General features: G+C 55.1%; 5 protein-coding genes. 4 read left to right on the top strand and 1 reads right to left on the bottom strand.

The genetic code is table 11. The annotated features are described in order from the left end of the window. Positions 1-246 precede the first annotated feature (246 nt). Positions 247-1,041 carry a glycosyltransferase family 2 protein gene (locus B2R17_RS24830; protein ID WP_286766134.1) on the bottom strand — a complete coding sequence of 265 codons (795 nt, stop codon included), beginning with the start codon at positions 1,039-1,041 and terminating at the stop codon, positions 247-249. Positions 1,042-1,648: 607 nt separating this feature from the next. On the opposite strand from B2R17_RS24830, the gene rplA reads away from it, so the two are divergent. The 4 genes from rplA to B2R17_RS24810 all read left to right on the top strand — a co-directional run bounded on the left by rplA (position 1,649) and on the right by B2R17_RS24810 (position 5,383). Further along, complete coding sequence (gene rplA / locus B2R17_RS24825; protein WP_008654054.1) at positions 1,649-2,326, top strand: 50S ribosomal protein L1; 678 nt, start codon at positions 1,649-1,651, stop codon at positions 2,324-2,326. A 173-nt stretch (positions 2,327-2,499) separates the two neighbouring features. Continuing rightward, on the top strand, positions 2,500-3,024 hold the full coding sequence (gene rplJ, locus B2R17_RS24820; RefSeq protein WP_286766133.1) for a 50S ribosomal protein L10: 525 nt from the start codon (positions 2,500-2,502) through the stop codon (positions 3,022-3,024). Positions 3,025-3,121: 97 nt separating this feature from the next. Beyond that, on the top strand, positions 3,122-3,538 hold the full coding sequence (gene rplL / locus B2R17_RS24815) for a 50S ribosomal protein L7/L12 (RefSeq protein ID WP_007324459.1): 417 nt from the start codon (positions 3,122-3,124) through the stop codon (positions 3,536-3,538). Between the two features lie 900 nt (positions 3,539-4,438). Continuing rightward, a complete protein-coding gene (locus B2R17_RS24810) occupies positions 4,439-5,383 on the top strand; it encodes a sugar phosphate isomerase/epimerase family protein (RefSeq protein ID WP_286766132.1) in 945 nt (314 codons plus the stop codon). The last annotated feature ends 553 nt before the right edge of the window (positions 5,384-5,936 follow it).

The raw sequence follows: 5,936 nt of genomic DNA, 5'->3' as shown, positions 1-5,936 counted from the left end.
CATTCCGACCCTCCCCAACTGCGTTCAGGAGTGTGATTTCAACCTTGCGAGCACAGCACTTAAAAATTGCACGACCTCTTGGGAGGGGCGGCCCGCTTCGGGCCGGGGAGGGTTACGCGCTGGATCCGATGCAGAGCCCTCCCCTCGCTTCGCTCGGCCCTCCCAAAGAGAGGGTGATAATAGATGCTTTGCAATGCAGGGCATCCATCGAGCGGAGTCGATGGGCGACATTGGTGCCGGCTGGATTCAGCTGGCGGCTCGTTTGGAGGTTTTTCCGCAAGGCGAATTGGTTTGATCGTTCTTGCCGCGTCCTTTGCGGAAACGTCCTTCGCGGCAAGCCAGGTCGACCGCGTCGTCCAAGACTTGGTTGTAGTAGTTCAGCCGAGTTTCGGCGTGATCCAACGATCCACCGAACGATCGTTCGAGGTCCAGGTAGATCAGTGGCACTGGCAATTCGGTGACGTGAAGTCCTGCAGCGGCGGCTTCGACCCACAGTTGCAATGGCATTGCATAGCCATCGTCGGTGATCTTCAGCTCTCGCAGAGCCTCAGTCCGGTAGGCTTTGAAGCCGCAAAAGGCGTCCGTGAGCGAAAAGCCAAGTCGACGATTGATGTCCGCCGTGATTCGGCGATTGATAAACATCCTTTCTTGCGGAGGAGCGTCGTCGCCGTCGAATTCCTTCAGGTAGCGGCTTCCGGAAACAATGTCCGCGTGCCGGCCGGCGTCGATAAATTCTGGAATTCGGCAGGGTTGATGCTGTCCGTCGCAGTCCAGGGTCACGACCCCTTCGAAGTTGTTCTCGATCGCGTACGAGAAAACGGTTTGCAAAGCGGCGCCGTAGCCTCGGTTCTGTGGGTGATGCACGACAGCAACGGATTCTGGCAATCGACTGGCCCAGGCGTCCAAGCGTTCGCGGGTTCCGTCCGTGCTGCCGTCGTCAACAACCAGCACTTGATCGGTGAACTTCAGCACGTTCTTGAGGACTTCGTCGACGTATTGGGCTTCGTTGTAAACGGGAAGTGCGGTCAGCCAAGGTTTCATGATTCGTTTCTCTTTCGATTCTCACACGTGCCCAACGAGTTGCCGGTGCAGCGTATTTATGTTCGCGTTTGGATCGCTTGCGGGATTGGTTTGAAAAGCATCCACATGGCGGATCGCCATGGCCAATCGTCCGAAGTCTTCCATTTCAAAATGTTGCGGGACTGCCATCTTCCGCCAGGACAGGATTGTCTTCCGGGAAGACGCCGCGAGGTCGGTGGCATGCCAGTTGACGGGTCACGGCGTGTCGATTGACATGCGTCTTTGTCCCGCCGTCTTGGCAGGTCGTTTCGATTTGCCCGCGATTGTGACAGTTTTTCCTGCACTGTCCCACGATTGCAACCGATGTGCCCCGGTGAAGGCCTCACTTCAAAAAACCAAGGAAAAAATCCGAATCGCTTGGGCTAGTTGAGGTTGACGCTGCTGCTGGCCTTCGCCAAACTCCCCCGCTTCGATTGCATCCCAGTCTTTTTCTGGGTTCGGTCGTTTAACAAGTGGGAGATTCTGCCGCCGGGCGTTCTTTCAGCCGATTGTATCAGTTGGCTGGTTGCAAAGAGTTCGGGCCAGCGTGGAATCGCCATACCACCCGACACAAATGAGTCGTGACTAAATGGGAAAGAAATCCAAGCGGTATCGTGCCGCCCTCGAAAAACAGCCCAAGGAAATGCTTCCATTGGGCAAGGCCGTCGAGGTATTGAAAACATACGACGCCACGAAGTTTGACCAAACGGTCGAAGTTCACATGCGTTTGGGCGTGGATCCAAACCAGGCTGATCAAATCATCCGTGGCTCGCTCGTCCTGCCACACGGCATCGGCAAAACCCAGCGTGTGGTTGTGTTCGCCAAAGGCGACGCTGCCAAGGCGGCTGAAGAAGCCGGAGCGGATGAAGTCGGCCAGGAAGACTTGGCTAAGAAGATCAAAGATGGCTGGACAGACTTCGATGTCTGTATCGCCGCCCCTGACATGATGGGATTGGTTGGACCTTTGGGCCGAGTTCTCGGTCCTCGTGGTTTGATGCCTAGCCCTCGTGCTGGAACTGTGACACCTGACGTCGGCAAAGTCGTCAGCGAGTACAAAGCCGGTAAGGTTGAGTTCCGAAACGACAAGGGTGGCAACGTCCACGCGATGGTCGGCAAGATGAGCTTCGAAGCAAACAAGCTGGAAGAAAACATCGCGTCGTTCGTCGATTTCATTTCGGCGATGAAGCCACAGTCCATTAAAGGCACGTACATCAAAGGCGTGGCGATCTGTGCAACGATGACCCCTAGTGTTCGCGTTGCTACCTAGCTGCACGGGTTGGCCAGGTGATTTCGATCATCAGGCCGTCCCGATCAACCAGCATCATGGCCGAAAGCGTTGGTTTTCAGATTGATGTTGGTGGATCAATGTTTTTTGGTCCAACCCCAAACGATCACATCCAACTGCGGCCAAGGTTTGGCTCTTTCGAGTGAAAAAATCCGATGAGTAAATACGTCAAAGAACTGGTGACTCGCGATCTCAAGCGTCGGCTTGAAGGCGTGGAGGATGCCGTGTTGGTCAACTGCACCGGAATGGATGCAAACACGACCAACGAGCTGCGTGGCGAACTGGGACAAAAAGACATCCAGATGATGGTTGTCAAAAACTCACTCGCCCGACGCGCCACCAAAGGCACGTCTCTCTTCCCCGCGTTCGAAGGAACGAATGGGCAAGTCGCCGTGCTCTGGGGCTCAAGCGACTTCGTCAGTCTGGTAAAGGAAGCCGTCCGGCTGGACAAGGACAAAGAGAAGTTCGAACAGTTTGTCACCACGGGCGGCGTTCTGGACGGTGAAAAGCTTGATCCAGAAGGCGTCAAAGCGGTCAGTAAATGGCCCAGTCGTGAAGAACAGATTTCTATGTTGGTTGGTCAAATCCTCGGCCCAGGTGCAACACTCAGTGCTGCAATGCTTGGTCCTGGTAAGACACTCAACAGTCAGATCAAGTCCAAGGGCGAAGGCGACGAATAATCGTCTCCGCTCAACCTGCCGGAGCCTTTGTCCTTGCCCCGGCATTTTCCCTGAACCATTTCCGAATCACCTTTTTCGTTTTTGAGGTAGTTTGACTATGTCCGATGAAGCAACCGCTGTCGCAGAATACAGCGCCGAAGCAAAAGAACTGGGCGACAAGATCGCCAACATGACCCTGAAGCAAGCCAAAGAATTGAGCGACTACCTCAAGGATGAGCATGGCATCGAGCCAGCCGCCGGCGGTGGTGCTGTGATGATGGCTGGTCCTGCCGGTGACGGTGGTGGCGCTGCTGAGGTCGAGCAAACCGAATTCGACGTCGTTTTGACCGGTTTCGGCGAGAAGAAGCTGAACGTCGTCAAGGTCGTCAAGAACATCACTGGCGCATCGTTGATGGACGCCAAGAAGATGGTCGAAGGTTGCCCAGCAACCCTGAAAGAAGCTGTCTCGAAAGAAGACGCAGAAAAGGTCAAAGCCGAAATCGAAGAAGCTGGCGGCTCGGTCGAACTCAAGTAGTTCGAAGCCGGATTGGTTCGTTCGGAAATCGGTCAAATCAGTCAATGATCGCGAATTCATGTCTTTGGGTTCGCGGTCATTTTGCTGCGCGGTCAGGTGTTGGGAGTGGGGAAGAGGCTCAGGGTCACAGGACCACAGTGAGCTTCTAGCTTCTAGCTTCTAGCTTCTAGCTCGTGCTCGTGCTCGTGCTCGACTGCCGTCATCGCCCCGGAGGGGCCGTCGTTCTTAGCTCGGGGTGGAAACCCCGAGATGGAAGACGGAAACAGGAAGGTCGCCCCGGATGGGGCCGTCGTGGGGAGTCGCGTGGCATTGCAACGAGCCAGTAGGTCCCTCGCTCGCGCGTTTTGAAATTGCGCTTATGCAGTCGGTTTTGTTGGCCAACGGCCTTCGTCAACGTAGCCTGGGGCATCGCCCTAGGAATCGAGAATGAAGGGAAATGGGTTGGCCAACGGCCAACATCATCCCCCGCGTTTTGAATTGAATTTGGCCGTTGGTCAAAATGGGGCCAAGTTTTTCTGCTCCAGGGGCGATGCCCCTGGCTATGTTGAACGAGGCCGTTGGCCATTGGAGGAAAGAACGCAGCTTCAAAACTCACGCGAGTGCGGATGGTGCCATCCACCCATCTGAATTGTGGAATCGTGGTGCTCTGCCGGGCTGAATTTGTTGCGCGTTGCTCTGCGTTTCAGCTAGAATGTCGATCCGTTTGCAATGGCTGCTGCGTTCGCGTTGATTTGCTCTGCCGTCGTTTGCGGACACCTTGGATTTGACTTCCTGTGGATGCCGCTTCGTCGATGCACGGGAGAGCTTTGCTCTTCCGGTTTCATTGGCAACGCCAGTGTTTCGGAATGTCTCCTTTGTCACACCCCACGCCCACCTCTGAACCGTCAGGAACAGCCCACCATGTTGCCACGTCGTCATTTTTTGCAGTCGCTTGCCGCCACCACGGCCGTCGCCGGACTCGCTGGTTCACGCATGTTGGCTCATGCCCACGAAGGTCATGACCACGATCACGCTCCGTTCAAAATCTCATTGGCGGAATGGTCGCTGCACCGCACTCTTCGCGATGACTCGGTTGGCATCACCAACTTGGACTTTCCGAAGGTTGCGAAAGAACAGTTTGGCATCGATGCGATCGAGTACGTCAATCAATTCTTTAAGGACAAGGCTCGCGACGAAAAGTATTTGGCGGACCTGAAAGGTCGTTGCAGCGACAACGGCGTGAAGAGCTTGCTCATCATGGTCGACGGTGAAGGTCGTTTGGGCGATCCAAACAACGAAGCTCGCGCGAAGGCGGTCGAGAACCATCATCAGTGGGTCGATGCGGCCAAGTTCCTCGGTTGTCACTCGATTCGCGTTAACGCGGCCAGCGGTGGATCGTATCTTGAGCAAATCGAGTACGCCGCGGACGGGCTCAGCCAACTCAGTGAGTACGCCGCGAAACAAGACATCAATGTCATCGTCGAAAATCACGGTGGGTTGAGCAGCAACGGCGCCTGGTTGGCTGTCGTGATGGAACGTGTTGGGATGGACAACTGTGGCACGTTGCCCGACTTTGGCAACTTCTTTATCTCGCGTGGGAAGAATGCCGACGAGTTTGACCGTTATCACGGCGTGCAAGCTTTGATGCCTTATGCAAAGGCTGTCAGTGCCAAGACGCATGACTTCGACGATCAAGGCAACGAGAAGAACACCGACTACTTCAAGATGATGAAGATCGTCACCGACTTTGGTTACAACGGCTACGTTGGGATCGAGTACGAAGGTGGCGGGCTCAGCGAAGCCGAAGGCATCCAAGCCAGCAAGAAATTGCTGGAACGCGTTCGCGACGAAATGGCCAAGGCCTGAATTTTGTTCGCAACGATTTGAATACGAGAACCCGGCGCACCGCGTCGGGTTTTTTTATTGGGTTGAAGTGGGAAAGGAACCCAGTCGTAGGCCAGGTTCCACCTGGCGATCGTTCTACGCCGAGTAAATCTATTCTCTCGAAGGCGTGTTGCTTGGACGCCTCGCTTGGTTCCCAAGCATCAGCTCGGCTGCCACGTGGAACATGGCCTACGGTTGCGCGATCTTGCCGCCAGGTGAGAGATGGCCTACGGGAATTGCAAATTGCAAATTGGACATTGCAAATGGGTAATTGTCCGGCGGTGATGTCATGCCGCTTGCCGGGACAAAGCACTTTGCAATCGACTCACGACGTAGGCCAGGTTCCACCTGGCGATCGTTCTACGCCGAGTAAATCTATTCTCTCGAAGGCGTGTTGATTAGTCGCCTCGCTTGGTTCCCAAGCATCGGCTCGTCTGCCATGTGGAACATGGCCTACGGTTGCGCGATCTTGCCGCCAAGTGAGAGATGGCCTGCGAGAATTGCAAATTGCAAATTGGACATTGCAAATGGGTAA

The sequence above is a fragment of the Rhodopirellula sp. UBA1907 genome (assembly GCF_002337565.1).
Lineage (GTDB): Bacteria > Planctomycetota > Planctomycetia > Pirellulales > Pirellulaceae > Rhodopirellula > Rhodopirellula europaea.
Note: the sequence above shows the minus strand (reverse complement) of the source record. Positions and strands in the feature narration are given on the sequence as shown.

Coding starts and splice junctions, on each gene's coding strand:
- B2R17_RS24830 (WP_286766134.1), bottom strand. CDS start 1,041: ATGAAACCTTGGCTGACCGCACTTCCCGTTTACAACGAAGCCCAATAC.
- rplA (WP_008654054.1), top strand. CDS start 1,649: ATGGGAAAGAAATCCAAGCGGTATCGTGCCGCCCTCGAAAAACAGCCC.
- rplJ (WP_286766133.1), top strand. CDS start 2,500: ATGAGTAAATACGTCAAAGAACTGGTGACTCGCGATCTCAAGCGTCGG.
- rplL (WP_007324459.1), top strand. CDS start 3,122: ATGTCCGATGAAGCAACCGCTGTCGCAGAATACAGCGCCGAAGCAAAA.
- B2R17_RS24810 (WP_286766132.1), top strand. CDS start 4,439: ATGTTGCCACGTCGTCATTTTTTGCAGTCGCTTGCCGCCACCACGGCC.